This is a genomic window from Thermococcus sp., assembly GCF_027063845.1.
Taxonomy (GTDB): domain Archaea; phylum Methanobacteriota_B; class Thermococci; order Thermococcales; family Thermococcaceae; genus Thermococcus.
Genome location: NZ_JAMOQU010000123.1, coordinates 1 through 15131 on the forward strand (window position 1 = coordinate 1; position 15131 = coordinate 15131).

The 15131-nt window shown below is 54.9% G+C and carries 16 protein-coding genes; 11 read left to right on the forward strand and 5 right to left on the reverse strand.

What is annotated here, in order from left to right; genetic code table 11:
- Positions 1 to 210 precede the first annotated feature (210 nt).
- Genes glyS through MVO87_RS10140 form a run of 3 tightly spaced genes read left to right on the forward strand, consistent with a single transcriptional unit; the run spans position 211 to position 2760 of the window.
- Complete coding sequence (gene glyS, locus MVO87_RS10130) at positions 211 to 1923, forward strand: glycine--tRNA ligase (protein WP_297553054.1); 1713 nt, start codon at positions 211 to 213, stop codon at positions 1921 to 1923.
- Positions 1924 to 1969: 46 nt separating this feature from the next.
- Entirely contained in the window at positions 1970 to 2470 is a 501-nt protein-coding gene (locus tag MVO87_RS10135; protein ID WP_297515845.1) for a ribonuclease FAU-1 family protein, read from the forward strand.
- Between the two features lie 2 nt (positions 2471 to 2472).
- Positions 2473 to 2760 (forward strand): DUF167 domain-containing protein, encoded by a 288-nt coding sequence (locus tag MVO87_RS10140; protein ID WP_524540280.1) that lies wholly within the window; start codon positions 2473 to 2475, stop codon positions 2758 to 2760.
- On the opposite strand, the gene MVO87_RS10145 is transcribed toward MVO87_RS10140, so the two are convergent.
- Positions 2761 to 3768 carry a phosphorylating glyceraldehyde-3-phosphate dehydrogenase gene (locus tag MVO87_RS10145; RefSeq protein ID WP_297515854.1) on the reverse strand — a complete coding sequence of 336 codons (1008 nt, stop codon included), beginning with the start codon at positions 3766 to 3768 and terminating at the stop codon, positions 2761 to 2763.
- A gap of 156 nt (positions 3769 to 3924) precedes the next feature.
- Here MVO87_RS10145 and MVO87_RS10150 point away from each other — a divergent pair, with 156 nt between their 5' ends.
- Positions 3925 to 4683, forward strand: a complete 759-nt coding sequence (locus tag MVO87_RS10150; RefSeq protein WP_297515839.1) for a molybdopterin-binding protein — start codon at positions 3925 to 3927, stop codon at positions 4681 to 4683.
- Between the two features lie 40 nt (positions 4684 to 4723).
- On the forward strand, positions 4724 to 5797 hold the full coding sequence (locus MVO87_RS10155; protein WP_297515836.1) for an mRNA surveillance protein pelota: 1074 nt from the start codon (positions 4724 to 4726) through the stop codon (positions 5795 to 5797).
- A gap of 81 nt (positions 5798 to 5878) precedes the next feature.
- Here MVO87_RS10155 and MVO87_RS10160 read toward each other — a convergent pair whose 3' ends face one another.
- Genes MVO87_RS10160 through MVO87_RS10170 form a run of 3 tightly spaced genes read right to left on the reverse strand, consistent with a single transcriptional unit; the run spans position 5879 to position 8052 of the window.
- A complete protein-coding gene (locus MVO87_RS10160) occupies positions 5879 to 6874 on the reverse strand; it encodes an AIR synthase family protein (protein ID WP_297553055.1) in 996 nt (331 codons plus the stop codon).
- Positions 6834 to 7664 (reverse strand): DUF7411 family protein, encoded by an 831-nt coding sequence (locus MVO87_RS10165; RefSeq protein ID WP_297553057.1) that lies wholly within the window; start codon positions 7662 to 7664, stop codon positions 6834 to 6836. The genes MVO87_RS10160 and MVO87_RS10165 overlap by 41 nt, the downstream gene beginning before the upstream one ends.
- A 37-nt stretch (positions 7665 to 7701) precedes the next feature.
- Entirely contained in the window at positions 7702 to 8052 is a 351-nt protein-coding gene (locus MVO87_RS10170; protein WP_297516810.1) for a DUF4870 domain-containing protein, read from the reverse strand.
- A 191-nt stretch (positions 8053 to 8243) separates the two neighbouring features.
- On the opposite strand from MVO87_RS10170, the gene MVO87_RS10175 reads away from it, so the two are divergent.
- The 6 genes from MVO87_RS10175 (at position 8244) to MVO87_RS10200 (ending at position 13713) form a co-directional block, all read left to right on the forward strand.
- Entirely contained in the window at positions 8244 to 8471 is a 228-nt protein-coding gene (locus MVO87_RS10175; protein WP_297516814.1) for a FeoA family protein, read from the forward strand.
- Positions 8472 to 8480: 9 nt separating this feature from the next.
- Positions 8481 to 10469: a ferrous iron transport protein B gene (gene feoB, locus MVO87_RS10180; RefSeq protein ID WP_297553059.1), complete on the forward strand. Its 1989-nt coding sequence runs from the start codon at positions 8481 to 8483 to the stop codon at positions 10467 to 10469.
- A gap of 2 nt (positions 10470 to 10471) precedes the next feature.
- A complete protein-coding gene (locus MVO87_RS10185; protein WP_297513272.1) occupies positions 10472 to 10723 on the forward strand; it encodes a DNA-binding protein in 252 nt (83 codons plus the stop codon).
- Positions 10724 to 10965: 242 nt separating this feature from the next.
- Positions 10966 to 12207, forward strand: a complete 1242-nt coding sequence (locus MVO87_RS10190) for a nucleotidyltransferase family protein (RefSeq protein WP_297553063.1) — start codon at positions 10966 to 10968, stop codon at positions 12205 to 12207.
- Between the two features lie 537 nt (positions 12208 to 12744).
- Positions 12745 to 13392, forward strand: coding sequence for a phosphoribosyltransferase (locus MVO87_RS10195; RefSeq protein ID WP_297513112.1), 648 nt, complete (start codon positions 12745 to 12747; stop codon positions 13390 to 13392).
- Positions 13393 to 13404: 12 nt separating this feature from the next.
- On the forward strand, positions 13405 to 13713 hold the full coding sequence (locus tag MVO87_RS10200; RefSeq protein ID WP_297513110.1) for a hypothetical protein: 309 nt from the start codon (positions 13405 to 13407) through the stop codon (positions 13711 to 13713).
- Here the strand turns inward: MVO87_RS10200 and MVO87_RS10205 are convergent.
- The coding region (locus tag MVO87_RS10205; RefSeq protein WP_297553061.1) for a hypothetical protein at positions 13695 to 15131 on the reverse strand (1437 nt) is incomplete at its 5' end. The genes MVO87_RS10200 and MVO87_RS10205 overlap by 19 nt on opposite strands.

The following is a 15131-nucleotide window of genomic DNA, read 5'->3' on the forward strand; positions in this document are numbered from 1 at the left end:
GGAGCACGAGGACGTCCTTGTCAAGGGACCTGTGAATAACATCGAGTGGTCTTTCCGCCATTTTCACGCACCTCCAAACAATCAAAGCTCATAGCCTAAACGACGGGAACGGTTTATAACTCTTTCCGTTTTCGAGCTTCGTCAGAGTTCCAAATTGGGCCCCAAAACCTTTTTATGAAATTCGCCCGCTCAACTCTCAGGTGATAGAACATGGGAGAGAAGCCCGACAAGTACGAGATTCTTCAGGATTTGATGAGGAGGCGAGGCTTCGCGTGGGGTAGCTTTGAAATCTACGGCGGTTCACGCGGATTCTACGACTACGGCCCGCTCGGCGCAACGATAAAGAGGAAGATAGAGCAAAAAATTAGGGAAGCATTCCAGAGGGAGGGCTTCTTCGAGCTCGAAACACCTGACATAACGCCTGAAAAGGTCTTCATAGCGAGCGGTCACGTCGAGAAGTTCGTCGACCCGCTCGTGGAGTGTAAGAAGTGTGGGGCGCGCTTCAGAGCCGACCACCTCGTCGAGGAAGCCCTTGGCATGGACGTTGAGGGTTTATCTGCCGAGGAACTCACAAAGCTCATCCGCGAGCACGACATTCGCTGTCCCGAGTGCGGCGGCGAGCTGAGCGACGTCTGGTACTTCAACCTCATGTTCGAGACGAAAATCGGCCCCTACGGCGACCAGAAGGGCTACCTGAGGCCAGAAACTGCCCAGGGCATCTTCGTGAACTTCAAAAGACTGAACGCCTTCGCGAGGAACAAGCTCCCCTTCGGCGTCTTCCAGATTGGGAAAGCTTACAGGAACGAGATTTCGCCGAGGCAGGGCATGCTCCGCCTGAGGGAGTTCACGCAGGCCGAGGCCGAGATATTCTTCAACCCGAAGGAAACCGAGCACCCGCACTTCGACGAGGTCAAGGACGAGATTCTGAGGCTCTACCCGATTGAGAACCAGCTCAAGAACCTCGGCGAGGTTGAGCTCACCGCCGAAGAAGCTGTAAAGCGGGGCTACATAATGAACACCTTCTTCGCCTACTACATGGTCATGGTGAAGCGCGTCCTCCTCGACATCGGCATCCCGGAGGACAAGATACGCTTCCGCCAGCAGCTCCCCGAGGAGCGCGCCCACTACTCCCGCGACACCTGGGACGCGGAAGTCCACAGCGAGCGCTTCGGCTGGGTCGAGTGCGTTGGCATAGCGAACAGGGGAGACTACGACCTGAGCAGGCACATGCGCGAGAGCGGGGCCGACCTTACGGTGCTAATCCACTACGACGAGCCGAGAATCGTGAGAAAGCTGGAGGTTTCCCTCAACCTCAAGCGCGTTGGTCCAAAGCTGAGGAAGGACGCGAAGAGGATAAACGAGCTCATCAAAGGCTGGGACGAGGAGAAGAAGCGTGAGCTGGTCGAAATCCTTGGGAAAGAGGGCAAAATCACGATAGAGGGCTACGAGCTTGAGAAGGACGACTTCATAATAAGGGAAGTCGAGGAGAAAATTACCGGCGAGAAAATAGTTCCGCACGTCCTCGAGCCGAGTTTCGGCATAGACAGGCCATTCTACCTGCTCCTTGAGAACAGCCTCGTCATCGAGGAGGACAGAACGTATCTCAAGCTCAAGAAGGACATGGCGCCGATTGAGGTTGCCGTTCTCCCGCTCGTGGCCAAAGAACCGCTCAAAAGTATAGCCTACGACCTCTTCAGGAAGCTCCAGAAAGCGGGCTTCATAGTCGTCTACGACGAGAAAGATACAATCGGAAGGCGCTACATGCGCTACGACGAGATTGGAACGCCCTACTGCGTGACCATCGACAACCAGACGCCCGAGGACAACACGGTAACGATTCGCGACCGCGACACGAGGGAGCAGGTGAGGGTTAGCATCGAGGAGCTACCGTCAAAGCTCAGGGAGCTGATTTTCGGGGAGTGAAGTGCTATCCCCGCTTTTTCAACTACTCTTTTTGCTGGTGTTTCCCATGAAAATCCACCTCGTCTACCGCCGCATTCCAAACAGGGTTCTCGAACGGGATGATGAGGTTGTAGAAGATTTAGGAGATGTAATCGTTGCCAAGGCTCGCTTTGAGGGAATGCTCACCCCGCTGAGGGTGAACGGTGTAGAGGTTATTAAAAACGGCTACACCATGCTCTACTTTGCCTTCATCGGAAAGAACTACGACATCTTGAAGGTCTACGATGAGCGGGGCAACTTTGTGGGGCTCTACGTTGATGTCTTAGCATGCACGAAGCGCGAGGGGAACACCTTAGAGATGCTCGACCTCTTCCTCGACATCTTCATCTTTCCCGATGGAAGGGCTTTCCTCCTCGACGAGGACGAACTCGAGATGGCCCTCAACTATGGGCTGATTGACAAGGAAACCTTCGACTTCGCCTACCGCGTTGCGAGGGAAATCCTCGAAAAGATTAAACGGAAGGAGTTCCCGCCCGAAATCGTGTGGGAGTACGAATGGAGGGATTGAGGATGAGTGCGAAGTTCCTGAAGGAAACGAAAGAGGGAACGCTCCTTCTCGTTTACGTCCAGCCCAAGGCAAAGAAGAACGAGATTGAGGAAATCGACGAGTGGCGTGGAAGATTGAAGGTCAAGGTGAAAGCTCCACCTGTTGGAGGAAAGGCGAACAAGGAGCTTGTTAAGTTCCTCTCGAAGGTTTTAGGAGCCGAGGTCGAACTGGTTCGCGGGGAGACGAGCAGGGAGAAGGATTTGCTGGTCAGGCTGAGCGCGGAAGAGGTAAAGAAAAGGCTGGGGCTGTAATCACTTCAAAATCCCCAGGCTCTTGTTCGTCTTCTTTATGCTCTCCCACTTGTCGGCGAGCTCGAACATGGCCCTTATCGCGTCGATGTTCTCGGGAACGACATCGCTCTCCTGGTGGACGGCCTGAATGTAGAACAGCCTGTTTCCGCGGACGCTGATGCTCTCCTTCCAGACTGCAATCTCGTAGAGGTTGTTCCACTCGCGGTGCAGGTCGCGGGCAAACTCTATGAGCTGGGCAGTGCTGTCGAAGCCCTTCTCCTTCTCGAAGAGCAGAACGCGTGTGGTGTTCTCGAATATATCAATGATATCCTTAGCCTCGACAGGTTTCTTCAGCTCGACCATTACGCTGTGAACGTGCATGAGCGTCGTCGGAACGACGAAGGCGCTCGTCTCAATGTTAATCGGTATAACCGTCTGGACGTCCGGCCCGTGGTGCGAGGGCACCGTAACGCTCGGCGTTATGGCGTTTATTGGACCGCGCTTCGTGTCGTTGGGGTCGGCCGCCCTTCTAATCATGACCGCGTAAACGTAGTCAATGTACTCCTGAATCGCGCTCAGCGTTCTGGTTAAACCCGTCGTGTTGCAGGAGACGACACGGACGTAGTCCTTTCCCAAGGCCTTCTCGTAGTTGGCCTGGGCCACGAAGGAAACCTCGGCAACGTTCGCCTTCTCACCACCCTGGAAGACGGCTTTAACGCCGGCCTTCTCGTAGAGGGCCTTGTTCTTCGCCCCCATTCCCCCGGGAGTTGCGTCAACGATTACGTCAACCTCACTGAGGAGGTCGTTCAGCGTTCCGGCGACTTCAAAGCCGGCCTTTTCAAACCTCGGCAGGAACTCCTCGCTCGCGGCATAAACCGGGATTCCAAGTTCCCTCGCGCGGTAGGCCTCGAAGTCTGGCTTGGTCTTGGTTACGCCGATGAGCTTCATATCGTCCTGTTTGGTTACGGCATAGGCGACACGCTTTCCTATCGTGCCGTAGCCGTTGATTCCGACCTTAACCCTGACCATGGCAACCACCGGGAGTTTTACAGCGATAAAATACTTAAACCTTGTTTTCACTCGTGGTGAAAAGCACTTCGAGAAGTGGCAGTTTTGACATTCCCCTGCAAAATTCTTCCGCGGGCGTTATAAGGGCTCATGCCTAAACATCTCCGGTGGTGGGGGATGTTCGCGGAGATACTCACAATAGGCGACGAGCTTCTCACAGGGAACACCGTTGACAGCAACTCGGCCTTCATAGCAAAGAAGCTCACCGAGAGGGGCTACTGGGTGCGGAGAAAGACGACTGTGGGAGACGACGTGGAGGAGATAAAGACCGTCCTCAGGGAAATCCTCGGGAGAAAACCTGAGGTCCTCGTGATTTCCGGCGGTCTCGGCCCGACCCACGACGACGTTACGATGCTTGCCGTAGCGGAAGCCCTCAACAGGAAGCTCGTTCTCTGCGAGGGATGCCTTGAGAGGATTAAAGCGTTTTACCGCGAGCTTTACGATAAAGGCCTCATAGACGACCCGGAGCTCAACGAGGCGAGAAGAAAGATGGCCTACCTGCCGGAGGGCGCGGAACCGCTGGAGAACACCGAAGGCGCTGCGCCGGGAGCGTACATCGAGCACGAGGGTGTTAAGATATTCGTCCTCCCCGGGATGCCACGTGAGATGAAGGCGATGCTTGAGAAGGAGGTCCTCCCAAGGCTCGGAAAGAAGAAGTTTGTCCAGAGGAAGCTACTGGCGGAGATAACAGACGAGAGCAAGCTCGCGCCGATACTCAACGAGACGCTGGAGCGCTTTAACGTTAGAATCCACTCCTCGCCGAAGGGCTTCGGGAAGTACATTGGGATAATCCTCTTCGGCGAAAGCGAGGAGGAGATAGAGCGCGCGAAGGCCTTCATGGAGTCGAGGGGAGTTCGGTTCGAGGAGGGCTGGTAACCTTTAAATCCTTCCCCCCAAGTTCGTTAGGGGTGAGAGGGTGCAGATACTCGAAGAGAAGCCCAAGGAGGGCATAGTGAAGGTAAAGGCCGAAACTTTAGATGACCTTTGGCACCTCTACCACGTCATAGACCCCGGGGATATAGTTTACGCTAAAACCCTCAGGAAGCAGGCCCAGAGAACGGACTCGCTGAGGGCCGAGAAGGTTGAGGTCATTCCGGTTTACCTTGGCGTTAAAGCCGAGAAGATAAACTTTCACCGCTTTGCGAACCAGGTTCGCGTTACAGGGCCGATAGTCTACGCGAGTAGAGAAGATGTTCCCCTCGGCAAGTACCACACGATAACGATTGAGGAAGGAACCGTCGTAACAATCCAGAAGCCCCGCTGGAAGGAGCACCACATAGAGCGCCTCAGGGAGGCGATTGAAGCGTCGAAACGGGCCAAGGTCATGATTGTGGTGATAGACGACGGCGAGGCAGATATAGCCCTCGTCCGCGAATACGGCGTCGAGATGGTAGCGAGCATAAGGCGGAACCTCGGCGGAAAGCGCTACAACACAGACCGCGAAAGCGAGGAAAAGAAGTTCTTCCACGACTTGGCTAAGACGATGGCCGAGCTCATGGAGAGGGAGAAAATCGAAAAGGCGATTGTAGCAGGTCCGGGCTTCGTCAAGGAGGACTTCCACAAGTTCCTGCGCGAGAACTATCCCGAGCTGGCCAAGAAGGTAGTCATCGAAGATACAAGCGTAACCGGAAGGACGGGCATCTACGAGGTCATCAAGCGAGGAACCGTTGATAGAGTTTACCACGAGAACAGGGTTGCCAAGGAAGTCCAGCTCGTTGAGAAGGTCCTTGAGAACATCGCGAGGAACACAGGGTTAGCCACCTATGGCCTCAGGGAAGTGGAGGAAGCGGTGAACTACGGGGCCGTTGAGACGCTTTTGGTTCTCGACGAGCTTTTGAAGAGCGACCTAAGGGGGAAGGTTGAAGAACTCATGGACGCGGTGCGCTATTCGAGGGGCGAAGTGGTCATCGTCAGCTCGGAGCACGAGGGTGGTGAGAAGTTGAAGGCTCTAGGCGGTCTCGCGGCTCTGCTGAGGTTCAGGGTGAAGTGAGCCTGGAGCGCACAAATGAGAGAGCGAGTTCGGCGAGCTTTATCGCGTTCTCGGCCTCTTCTTCCACTTCGGGCTTGTATCTTACCTCCTGCCATAGAGCTCTACGTAGGGGTCCCCCTCGAACTCCGGGAAGGGCCTCTCATCGCTACCCTCAACGAGAATTCTCTCTTTCTCCTCCGTGAACTCGCCGAGCTCGAAGGCCTTAATTCCATTTTTATGTAATTCTGCAATCAGGGAATAGGCGTTCTCCGGAGGTGTTATCGCTATCAGCGTTCCCGTTGAGGAGACGCCCCATGGTTCCAGCTTATAGAACTCGAGAACCCTTTTCACGAGGGAGTTCAGCTCGAGCCTCTCGGCGTAGACCCTGAAGCCGACTCCCGAGTTGTCGGCAATCTCGTGGAGCGCCGTTAGTCCGCCCTCGGTAGCGTCGTGCATCCCCCTGACGAAGGGCTTCGCTATCAGAGCATCTGGAAGGACAGTTTCAAGCCTGTAGAGCGAGCGTAGCTTTGCTATCTCCTTAGGAGTAAGGACTCTTCTCAGTTCTTCAGCCCGGAAATATGCCGAGGAGACTGCGAACTCAAGGGCAACTTTGTCGGTAACGATTATCCTGTCTCCCGGCCTCGCGATGGGAAGTTTGAGCTCCTCCTTCCTCACGAGCCCCATCGCCGTTGTGGTTGCGGTTGGCTCAGAAATCGGGGGATAAACTCCGGTGTGCCCGCCGATTATCGCCGTTTTATACCGCTCGCACTCCCTGCTGAGGTCTTCCATCGCTTTTCGAAGAAATTCCTTCCTCGTTCCCGGCGGAAGGAGCAAATCAACCACGAGCCACTTCGGCCTCGCCCCAAAAACCGCGACATCGCTCGATGCAAAGTGGTAGGTGAAGAAGCCGAAGGTCTCAGCGGGAACGCCGAGCGTCGGGTCGGTGGCGATTATGAGATAGTTCTCATCGTCGTACTCGAGAACCGCCGAGTCAAAACCCTCCCTCGGCCCATATACTACATTGGCATCATCGACGCCGAGGTTTGGAAAGACCACCTCACGAAGAACGTCGTTCCTCAGCTTTCCGAACGGAAGCATTGGAATCACCCCGGAACTGCTTTATAACTACTCTTACCTCTCCGAGTGTCTCTCCGTCGGCGTTCCAGGCCATTATCTCAAAGCTCGGCACGCGGACGCTTACCCTGACCTTCCGCCTCCTCGCGATTCTGCTGACCTCGTAATTCACCCGATATGCTAAGTCCATCAGCTCTTCCGTGACGATTTTCTCGCGGTCTATGTACTGCAACGGACAGCCCTCGCGCCACTGCCTCCTCCTTGCGTGCTCGTACATGCGGTATGGCCTTATTCCGGCCTCCTCGGCGAGCCGTTCAACAACCTCGGCGGGGTATTTAATCAGGGGGCGGAAGAAGGGAACGCCTATCCTTGGAATCTCGCAGAGCCTTATGTCCGTCTCACACTGGTCGAGGAGGGCTCCTATTATCTTGTCGTTGGCGTTGTCGCCCTTCGCTAAGACGTCAAAGCCGTTGTTGATGGCGAACCACTTGGCGTTCCATAACATAACCCTCTTGCAGTGAATGCAAACGGGCCCCTTCCTGCCAACGGCTTCCCGGAGCAGTCCATCGGTAATGTCGACGAGGTAGTGTTCGACACCCAGGTTTCGGGTAAATTTCATCGCCCACCTTAGTGTCTCGCGCCAGCTCCAGCGGTGGAAGAACGTCAAAGCGGAAACGTCGAGACCCGCTTTCTTGAGCAGGTAAAGGACGAGCGAGCTGTCCTTTCCGCCGGAGAAGAGGACGAGAACCTTCTTGCGATGAACGCCGGACTTCCTGGAGAACTCCCGGATTTCCTCAACGACATCCTCAAGCATGGAAAAAACGTAGAGGGAGAACTTAAAAACCTGAGCCTTATAGGTTGACTTTTTCAACCCACTGCTCGGCGAGGTCGCCGAAAACCGGGAACTTGTAGAGCTCGCCCTGATAGGCCTTGACCATGCCCACAATCCCGGCTATGATGGCAACGAGGGACAGCAAGTACGCCATGAGCCAGCCGATAATCGGTATGAACTCGAAAACCTTAATCGCCACCGTGAAGAACAGGAACATCACAGTTGACTGCATCGCATGGAAGCGGACGAAGTAGCTTTCCTTCTCCAGGAGAAGTAACACTATCCCTGTAAGCCACCCAAGTAGGTAGGCAAGCAACCCCTCCAAGTTCTCATCCATCCCGAGGGATGTCTTTCCAATCTCCTCACCCATGGTAATACCCCCTCCATTCTTCTCTATCGGCGCCCCTATAAATACCTTCGCTACGGTGAACAAAAGTCGGGACGGTTTTCCAACTTCCTCGGTCTGAATTCGAACTCCTGAGTTTTGTTAGGCCCACCAAAGATTTATTAAGGGGCTCGGCGACATTGAGATGGAATTAGGAAAACCTAACGGTGATGAACATGATTGTGCCTTTACTCTCACTGGTGCCGGGGGAAAGGGGTGTTGTCGTTGACCTGCGTGGGGGGCCCAACTTTAGGAGCAGGCTCTACGCTATGGGTCTGGCTCCAGGAGCTGTCGTCAGGGTTCTTGAGAACTATCCTAGGGGACCAGTTATAATCGAGGTAGGCGGGACGAGATTGGCGCTCGGCAAGGGGATGGCATCGAGGGTCTTTGTGAGGAAGCTCTGAGGTGGTAGCATGGCGATGAGGGTTGTCGCCCTGGCCGGAAACCCGAACGTGGGCAAGACGACGATATTCAACGCCCTAACGGGTATGCGTCAGCACGTCGGCAACTGGCCCGGCGTCACCGTCGAGAAGAAGGAGGGTGTTTTTGAACATAAGGGGGAGCGGTTTCTCGTCGTTGATTTGCCCGGAACCTACTCGCTCACAGCCCACTCAGTTGACGAGCTCGTGGCGAGGAACTTCCTCCTCAACGGGAACCCCGATGTCGTTGTGGACGTCGTTGATGCCACCGCCGTTCTGAGGAACCTCTACCTGACGATGGAAATCTTTGAGATGGGGCTGAAGAACGTAATCATAGCCCTCAACAAGGTTGACCTTGCTGAGAAGAAGGGCATAAAGATAGACCCCGTTAAAATGTCAAAAGCCCTCGGCGTCCCGGTCGTCCCGCTCAACGCGAAGGAAGGGGCCGGAATCGAAGAGCTCAAGGAGAAAATCTGGGAGATGGCGCACGGGATGATAAAGACGAACCCCGTTTTACCGCGCTATGACCCCGAGGTCGAGAGGGAAATCGAGCACATCTCCAAGTGCCTCGCGGGAACCGAGCTGGCCGACCGCTATCCCCTTCGCTGGCTGGCGATAAAGCTCCTCCAGCGCGACGACGAGGTCATGAAGCTCGTTCTTAGACACCTTGGCGAGGAGAAGCTGAAGGAGATAATGACCCACATAGGCGAGGCCGAAGAGCGCTACGGGCGGGCGATGGACCTAATCATAGCCGGCCAGAAGTACGAGTTTATAGACGGCCTTACTCATGAGTTCATGGGCTATGGGAAGGCAAAGGAGACGCTCACAGACCAGCTCGACAGAATCCTCGTCCACCCGGTTTACGGCTTCATAGCGATGGCCTTCGTCTTCTACCTCGTCTTCAAGTTCGTCTTCGCCTTTGGAATGCCCCTTCAGGGGATTCTGGACGATGCCTTCGGCAGGTTCGGCGAGTGGGTCGCTCCCCACATAGCGAACGAGACCCTGCGCGGTCTCCTCGTGGACGGCGTAATCGGAGGAGTAGGTTCGGTGTTGAGCTTCTTCCCGCTTGTCTTCCTTCTGTTCCTCGCGCTGTCCTTCCTCGAAGACCTCGGCTACATGGCGAGGGTAGCGGTGCTCATGGAAGGCATCCTCAGGAAGTTCGGCCTGCCTGGAAAGGCGATAATACCCCTCATCCTCGGCCTCGGCTGTAATGTCCCTGCTGTTATGGCCACGAGGACGCTCGACGAGGAGAAGGACAGGCTCGTTGCCATGTTTGTCAATCCGTTCATCCCCTGCTCCGCCCGCTTGAGCGTCATCAGCTTCCTCGTCGGGGCGTTCTTTGGCGGAGACGCCCTCGTCGCTCTGGCAATCTATCTGCTCGCATTCGCGGTGGCGTTACTCTCCGCCAAGCTCGTTAGCAGGTTCGTCTCGGGCGAGGAGAGCCCGTTCGTCATCGAGCTCCCAGAGTTCCTCCTTCCAAGCTGGAAGAGCCTGCTCCTGCACTCGTGGGAGAGGAGCAAGGAGTTCGTCCAGAAGGCAGGAACGGTAATCCTCGTTGGCTCGATAATCATATGGTACCTCAGCAACTACCCGGTACCTATGGGAACCGGGAAGAGCTACGCCGAGAGACTCGGCCACCTCGTCGCGCCCTATCTCAACCTCATGGGGCTCGACTGGAAGGCGGGCGTTAGCTTAATCTTTGGAATAATTGCCAAGGAGAACGTCATCTCAACCTACAGCATCCTCTATGGGGGCCTGACGGGAGATGCCCTCAAGAAGGCTATGATGAGTGCCATGAGCCCCCTGCAGGGCTTCGTTCTGGCGGTCGTTACCACGCTCTACGTCCCGTGCATAGCCACCATAGGTGCTGTAAGGGCGGAGAGCAACTGGAAGTGGGCGCTCGCGGTCACGGTGTACATGATAACCGTTGCCTCGCTTCTCGGAATCCTGATATGGCACGTTGGAACGGCGATGGGGTTGTGAAGATGGGCAAGATGGAGGAAGTGCTGAGGCTCATCAACGAGGGCAGGCGGTTTCCGCAGGAGATTGCCGAGGAGCTTGGAACTACGGTCGAGGAAGTCGAGGGAATCATAGAGCTCCTCAAGAGCCTCGGCTACATTGAGGAGATTGACCAGGGGCCCGCCTGCGAGACTTGCCCGCTCAGGAAGGTCTGCTACGGGAAGTGCCTCGTGCCGAGGGTGAAGGTGCTTAAGCTAAGCTTTGGTGTGGACAGATAGGAGTATTTATGAACACTTTTCTTCATTTTGTTTTCACGTCCTTCATAACTTCTGAATTTGATAGGGAAGCTCAGCTCAGCCCCGTAAAATACATCCGTTTTTGCGATTGTCAGGGTTTTTGCCGCATTCATGTCAAATTTTTGCAAGTAGTCACCGCCGGTTAAACGTTTCACCCTCGGTAATATATTTTATAGCCGTAAAATATATAAGAGTGCCGATAGTAGGCTTAAACGGTGAGTGCCATGAAAGCTGTCATCCTTGCAGGCGGTTTTGGAACGAGACTCAGGCCACTCTCATCAACGAGGCCAAAGCCGATGATTCCCGTCCTCGGGAAGCCAAACCTTCAGTACATCCTTGAAGCGCTCGAGAAAGTTCCCGAAATAGACGAGATAATTCTCTCCGTCCACTACATGAGGGGCGAGATAAGGGAGTTCATAGACGAGAAGATGTCCGACTACCCCAAGGAAATCCGCTTCGTCAACGACCCCATGCCTCTGGAGACAGGTGGCGCCCTCAAGAACGTTGAGGAGTACGTTAGTGATGACTTCCTCGTGATTTACGGCGACGTCTTCACGAACTTCGACTACCGCGAGCTCATAAAGGCCCACGAGGAGAACGACGGGCTGATAACTGTCGCGGCAACCAAGGTCTACGACCCAGAGCGCTTCGGAGTCCTCGAGATGGACGAGGGAGGGAAGGTGCTCCACTTCGAGGAGAAGCCCAAGAGGCCCAAGAGCAACCTCGTTGATGCGGGAATTTACGTCGTAAACAAGCAGGTTCTCGCGGAGATTCCGAAGGGCAAGGAGGTCTACTTTGAGCGCGAAGTTCTTCCGAGGTTCGTCGAGCGCGGTCAGGTTTACGCCCACAGAATGCCGAAGGGAACCTACTGGGTCGACCTCGGAACCCCTGAAGACTTCTTCTACGCCCACCAGATAGCGCTCGACGAGATGGCGAGGGAGAACGGCTACTTCCACATAGCCGAGAGCGCGGAGGTTCCGGAAGACGTTGAGATTCAGGGGCCGGTTTACATCGATGAAGGTGTCAAGATAGGGCACGGCGTCAAGATTAAGGCCTACTCCTACATCGGTCCAAACACCGTGATAGAGAACAAAGCTTACATCAAGCGCTCTGTCCTCATAGGAAACGATATAATCAAGGAGCGCGCCGAGCTGAAGGACACGATACTCGGCGAGGGCGTCGTCGTTGGCAGGGACGTAATCATCAAGGAGAACGCCGTCATCGGAGACTACGCGAAGATTTACGACGGGCTCGTGATTTACGGGGCGAAGGTTCTGCCCTGGAAGAAGGTCGAGGAGTACGAGGCCTACATTAAGATAAAGCTCGACCCGACCAAGGTCAGGCCCGGTCAGTACCCGGACCGCTGTCCCCTCGGCCTGCCTGAGTGTATATACAAGAAGTTCAAGGCGATAGCCGGCGAGAAGCCGCCGTGTGACGAGTGCATTGAGAACCAGTGGCTCTTCTGAGCTTTTTAATCTTCTTTTAGGTCTTTTTCGAGTCTTATTGCAACAGGGCGTGAAACTCGCCCTTTCGTCCAGTGGAGAAATAAGAACGCCGGAATATTTAAGCCTTTCTGGAAAACCCTGCTAATGCCCTGATGTGCTGGCCGTTTCCAGAGGCTCCAAAGCCATTTAAAACGGGTTTAAATCCAGCTACAAGATGTTTTTAAAAATTAATCGATTTTTGGCACGCTTTCAACCAATAGGGCTATCTCGGGGATTTACTTAACCCCTTCAAAAAATTTCGTCATGTTATTAACAGTTTGCTGTCACGAATCGTTACAAAACATTTAACCCCTATTTTCGATTTTTCAAACCCCTGCCAAGCAAGAACAGGGCAAAATTCGACAGGGTAAACCAAATTTCATGAAGTGGGAAACGTCGGGGTGTTGATGCCGGAAGTTGCTTGCCACGCGTCATTCGTGACTTTAAACACGCACCCGTCAAAATCCCAGCCAAAAACCTTAAATAAAAGGTTGTTTTTGCTCCGTTAAGGGAAATCCAATGAAGAAGTTTCCGGCGTATCTCGCTTCTTGGGAGGACATTGAAAGGTGGGCCAAGGAAGGGGCCTGGAAGGTTCTGGAAGACGGCTGGAGACCGGACGTTATAGTCGGCCTCGCCCGCGGTGGCTGGGTTCCGGCGAGGCTCTACTGCGACTACCTCGGCGTCAAGGACCTGGTCAGCCTGAAGGTCGAGCACTGGGGAGTAACGGCAACTCCTGACGGCAAGGCCAAGCTCAAGTACGGTAGCAACTACAACCTCGAGGGCAAGAAGGTCCTCATCGTGGACGACATCAGCGACACAGGGGAGAGCTTAACCCTCGCCAAGAACTACGTCGAGAGCCAGAATCCGGCCGAGATAAGGACCGCCACGCTCCTCACAATCAAGGGCTCGCGCTTCAAGCCCGACTACTTCGGCGAGGAAATAGACTGGGCCTGGATAGTCTTCCCCTGGAACTTCGTGGAGGACATGATTAACCTCGTCGGCAACATCCTTGAGGAGAAAGAAGCGGTGAGCACCGACGAGATAGTCGAGCTCTTCAGGGAGCTCCACGGCATGGAGGTTCCAAAGGGCAGGCTCGAGGAAGCCCTCAGGATGGCCGAGTGCAGGAAGGTTTTTAAGTTCCGCGACGGGAAGTGGCGCAAAGCCTGAGGGTGTGGTACCTTGGATAGGGAGAAGAAGGTCAGGGAAATCAAGAACCACAGCGTCTACGCGCGGGAAATCTACGATATGCACAGCGAGAGCATCGACCGCGTTATCGACGGCTACGAGAGCCTGAAGGAGGACTACCTCAGCGACCACTCGCGGGCGAGAATCGTTCGGATAGTTTTCAACGAGGACAACGGCCTTCCTCTGGCCATTGAGTTCAACAGGAAGGACGACAGCTTCAAGGGCTTCACCATAGCCATCGGCAAGCCCCACATAAAGAGCAACGGACTCAGAGAAAAGAAAAGTCAGGAAGAGGCCGACTGAACGTAGAAGCCCATCTCCACTTCTTTTCCCGTGTAGATTTCGTAACTGCTCAAGTAGTAGGTCGGGTTCGTGAAGAGCGCCGTCAGGTTCCTGTTCTCGCCAGCAACCCAGACGAGGTAGTTGCTCTCGTTGTAGGGGTTCCGAATCGCCATGAGAACGCTCGCGTTGGCGACGTTTCCGAGGTTCCCAACGGCGACGCTCACGTTTCCGTAAACCTTTTTCCAAGGGCTCTTCTCGTCGAGGAGAACGAAGCTCGTGACGTTCTCGGTGTGGGTCAACACCCACGTTCCGTTGACCGTCTCAAAGCGAAGCGGGAACTTGCTATCGAGCTCCCTCACAAGCCGGTTCGACACCGGACCTCCGACGAGGACGATGACTCCCCGCAGGTCAGCGTCCGTGACGTTAACGTCCGCTTTCACCACGACCTCCACGGGCTCAACCCACTGGGAGTAGAACTTCTCAAGGTTCTCCGCTATCTCCTCGGCCGTCTCCTTATCCTTCTCCGTACCCGCTGGGTCTGGGTTGGCCGTTCCGTAGATGATAACGACCCTTCCCAGCTCCGCACCCCTGTCAAAGGCCCTCAGCGGTGTGACCGGAACCTCGCGGGAGTAAACCGCACTGACGTTTTCCGGCGACGCGAAATTCCTCATCTCATCAAGGATGCTCCAGACATAGTCCGAGAATGGTCTTCCCGTTCTCCGGCTCAGCTCTGAATAGTAGGCGGTCCTGTTGAGAAGCCACCCAATCCAGAACTCACCCCAGGCTTTCTGCATGTTGATTGCCAGGAGCGTGTAGTTCTCGTTTATCTGGCCTATCGCGTAGTCCTCCCACGCATCGGCGAAGCCCTCGTAGAGCATCCCCGTTCTGCTCCAGAAGTGCATATCGTAACGCGCTAAATATGGCATATCGGTCCGTATCGCATCAACGAAGTAGGCAAGGCTGGTTAGATTCCCGTATGAGTTGATTGCCGGAACGGTGATGTCATGGCCGAGCTCGTGGTAAATGAAGCCGAGGTAGAGGAGCTCGTCGAGCCCCGTGCTCACTATGTATTCCCGGTTCAGCGGAAGCCCGAACATCGTGTCCCTCGCAGTTTTGTAGCTCCAGAGCGTTCTCTGGGGTGTCCTCCTGACGAGGGGAAGCATCCCGCCAGCTCCCCAAATTTTTGTACCGTTGAGGGTCGGACTGAAGCTGTGGCCGTGTATAGCGACGAGATAGGGGTGAAGGAACTCGTAGGTAACTCCCTGAACCCCTGCGTTCTCGGCCATGAACTCATCGGGAGGGAGCATTTTACGGGCGTTCTCGTAGATTCTGAGGTCTTCGTTGTAGTAGTCCATGTGGCCCTCGTAGAACTCTATGAAGTCGCTCTCTTCCGCGAACTCCCTGAGCGCTGGCAGGAACTCGTTTTCAAACCATGGGTA

Bases quoted from the DNA above. Each gene is read 5' to 3' on its own strand.
- MVO87_RS10175 (WP_297516814.1), top strand. From the start codon at position 8,244: ATGATTGTGCCTTTACTCTCACTGGTGCCGGGGGAAAGGGGTGTTGTC.
- feoB (WP_297553059.1), top strand. From the start codon at position 8,481: ATGGCGATGAGGGTTGTCGCCCTGGCCGGAAACCCGAACGTGGGCAAG.
- MVO87_RS10145 (WP_297515854.1), bottom strand. From the start codon at position 3,768: ATGGTCAGGGTTAAGGTCGGAATCAACGGCTACGGCACGATAGGAAAG.
- MVO87_RS10170 (WP_297516810.1), bottom strand. From the start codon at position 8,052: ATGGGTGAGGAGATTGGAAAGACATCCCTCGGGATGGATGAGAACTTG.
- MVO87_RS10195 (WP_297513112.1), top strand. From the start codon at position 12,745: ATGAAGAAGTTTCCGGCGTATCTCGCTTCTTGGGAGGACATTGAAAGG.
- MVO87_RS10190 (WP_297553063.1), top strand. From the start codon at position 10,966: ATGAAAGCTGTCATCCTTGCAGGCGGTTTTGGAACGAGACTCAGGCCA.
- MVO87_RS10185 (WP_297513272.1), top strand. From the start codon at position 10,472: ATGGGCAAGATGGAGGAAGTGCTGAGGCTCATCAACGAGGGCAGGCGG.
- MVO87_RS10165 (WP_297553057.1), bottom strand. From the start codon at position 7,664: ATGCTTGAGGATGTCGTTGAGGAAATCCGGGAGTTCTCCAGGAAGTCC.
- MVO87_RS10160 (WP_297553055.1), bottom strand. From the start codon at position 6,874: ATGCTTCCGTTCGGAAAGCTGAGGAACGACGTTCTTCGTGAGGTGGTC.
- MVO87_RS10140 (WP_524540280.1), top strand. From the start codon at position 2,473: ATGAGTGCGAAGTTCCTGAAGGAAACGAAAGAGGGAACGCTCCTTCTC.
- MVO87_RS10135 (WP_297515845.1), top strand. From the start codon at position 1,970: ATGAAAATCCACCTCGTCTACCGCCGCATTCCAAACAGGGTTCTCGAA.
- MVO87_RS10150 (WP_297515839.1), top strand. From the start codon at position 3,925: ATGTTCGCGGAGATACTCACAATAGGCGACGAGCTTCTCACAGGGAAC.
- glyS (WP_297553054.1), top strand. From the start codon at position 211: ATGGGAGAGAAGCCCGACAAGTACGAGATTCTTCAGGATTTGATGAGG.